The sequence below is a fragment of the Kitasatospora phosalacinea genome (genome assembly GCF_000717185.1).
GTDB lineage: Bacteria > Actinomycetota > Actinomycetes > Streptomycetales > Streptomycetaceae > Kitasatospora > Kitasatospora phosalacinea_A.
The window spans coordinates 1-1,846 of sequence record NZ_JNYE01000223.1 but is presented as its reverse complement, the minus strand read 5'-3'; the positions used below and the strand labels follow the sequence as shown (position 1 = coordinate 1,846).

Sequence of the window (1,846 nt, the reverse complement as noted above, 5' to 3'; positions counted from 1 at the left end):
GCCTGCTGTTCGGCGGCGTGGCGCTTGGCGGAGCCGACGGCGGGGGCGGAGGAGGCGGGGCGGGCGACGCGGCGCAGGCGGGCGTTGCCGCCGGTGCGGCCGATGACGACCTGGAGGTGGTCGACCAGGTTCATGGCGATGAAGGGCCAGGCGCCCTGGTTGGCGGGTTCCTCCTGGGCCCAGACGAACTGGACGTCCTCGCCGTAGCGGGCGAGTTCCTCCTGGAGTTCGGCCACGGGGAGCGGGTAGAGGCGCTCGACGCGGACGATGGCGGTGTCGGTGACGCCGCGTTCGGTGCGGGCGGCCTCCAGGTCGTAGTAGAACTTGCCGGAGGTGATGACGACCTTGCGGACCTGCGCGGGGTCGACGGTGCTGTCGCCGATGACGGGGCGGAAGCCGCCGGTGAGGAACTCGGCGGTCGCGGAGGCGGCGGCCTTCAGGCGCAGCATCGACTTCGGGGTGAAGACGATGAGGGGCTTGTGGTGGGGGTTGTGGGCCTGCCAGCGCAGCAGGTGGAAGTAGTTGGAGGGCAGGGTGGGCATGGCGACGGTCATGTTGTCCTGCGCGCACAGGGCGAGGAAGCGCTCGGGGCGGGCGGAGGAGTGGTCGGGGCCCTGGCCCTCCATGCCGTGGGGGAGGAGCAGGGTGACGCCGGAGTGCTGGCCCCACTTCTGCTCGGCGGAGGCGATGTACTCGTCGACCATGGTCTGGGCGCCGTTGACGAAGTCGCCGAACTGGGCCTCCCACATGACCAGCGCGTTGGGGCGGGTCAGGGAGTAGCCGTACTCGAAGCCCATCGCCGCGTACTCGCTGAGCAGCGAGTCGTAGACGGTGAAGCGGGCCTGGTCCTCGGTGAGGTGCATCAGCGGGGTGTAGTCCTCGCCGGTGTTGCGGTCGATGAGGACGGCGTGGCGCTGGCCGAAGGTGCCGCGGCGGGAGTCCTGTCCGGCGAGGCGGACGGGGTGGCCCTCCATGAGGAGGGAGCCGATGGCGAGGGCCTCGCCGGTGGCCCAGTCGATGGTGTCGTCCTCGACGGAGGCGGCGCGGCGCTGCAGCTGCGGGAGCAGGCGGGGGTGGACGGTCAGCCAGTCGGGGAGGTTGACCTGGGAGGCGGCGATGCGCTTGACGGTCTCGGCGGAGATGCCGGTCTGGATGGAGACGGGGAAGTCGGCCTGCGGGCGGCCGGTGGCGGCCTGGGCGGGGGCGGCGGTGGCCTCGCGGACCTCGGCGAAGACCTTCTCCAGCTGGCCCTGGAAGTCCTGCAGGGCCTGTTCGGCCTCTTCCATGGTGATGTCGCCGCGGCCGATCAGGGCCTCGGTGTAGAGCTTGCGCACCGAGCGCTTCTTGTCGATCAGGTCGTACATCAGGGGCTGGGTGAAGGACGGGTTGTCGGCCTCGTTGTGTCCGCGGCGGCGGTAGCAGATGAGGTCGATGACGACGTCCTTGTGGAACTGCTGGCGGAACTCGAAGGCCAGGCGCGCGACGCGGACCACGGCCTCGGGGTCGTCGCCGTTGACGTGGAAGATCGGCGCCTCGATCATCCGGGCGACGTCGGTGCAGTACATCGACGAGCGCGAGGAGGCGGGGGCGGCGGTGAAGCCGACCTGGTTGTTGACCACCACGTGCACGGTGCCGCCGGTGCGGTAGCCGCGCAGCTGCGACATGTTCAGGGTCTCCGCGACCACGCCCTGCCCGGCGAACGCCGCGTCGCCGTGGATCTGGATCGGCAGCACCGGGAAGGTCGTGCCGCCGAAGTCCAGGATGTCCTGCTTCGCGCGGGCGATGCCCTCCACCACCGGGTCCACGGTCTCCAGGTGCGACGGGTTCGCCGCCAACGACACCTTGA

Annotated in this window: 1 protein-coding gene; it reads right to left on the bottom strand. The window is 70.7% G+C overall.

All coding sequences use genetic code 11. From position 1 onward, the window contains the following. Positions 1 to 1,846, bottom strand: a 1,846-nt coding sequence (locus OO57_RS37655) for a multifunctional oxoglutarate decarboxylase/oxoglutarate dehydrogenase thiamine pyrophosphate-binding subunit/dihydrolipoyllysine-residue succinyltransferase subunit (protein ID WP_033257406.1), incomplete at both ends; no start/stop codon positions are given.